Source organism: Bradyrhizobium uaiense, assembly GCF_010811875.1.
Lineage (GTDB): Bacteria > Pseudomonadota > Alphaproteobacteria > Rhizobiales > Xanthobacteraceae > Bradyrhizobium > Bradyrhizobium uaiense.
Map to the genome: position 1 here is coordinate 1 of NZ_VKHP01000586.1, position 486 is coordinate 486.

The 486-nt window shown below is 65.4% G+C and carries 1 protein-coding gene; it reads right to left on the reverse strand.

What is annotated here, in order from left to right; translation table 11 throughout:
• Positions 1-128: 128 nt before the first annotated feature.
• A partial coding sequence (locus FNJ47_RS46605; protein ID WP_163163545.1) for a DUF1697 domain-containing protein occupies positions 129-486 on the reverse strand: 358 nt, incomplete at its 5' end.

The window sequence follows — 486 nt, forward strand, 5'->3', positions numbered from 1 at the left end:
CGGATTTGCCGTGCGGGAGACCTAGCAACGCAGTACCCATCCGCGAGTCGAACCATTTGACCCGTCATCCTGAGGTGCGAGCGGAGCGAGCCTCGAAGGATGACGGACGGTCGGGCTGCGAGCTCGGCTCACTCGTCGTCGCCCGCGGCAAGCTCCGCGAGCTTTGCGATCGTGTTGATGTTGCGCGCGGTGCCGTTGGCGGCGGCGGGGATCTTCAGCTTGGAGCGGCCCATGCCGCTGCCGTAGGCGACATAGATTTCGCGCTTGCCGAGCCGGATTTGCTCGTCCTGCTGGCCCTTGACGTCCTTCAGGGCGTCCTTGGGTGGCGGCTCGTCGAGGAAGATCGCGACGGTGAAATTCGGCGGGGCTTTCGGAAACGGATTTGCCTTCAGCACCGCGGCGATCTCGTCCGCGCTCCTGATCGCAACGCCGACCGGCTTGCCGGCATAGGCCTGCAGCCGCTTCTCCAGCACGGCCTTGACCTTC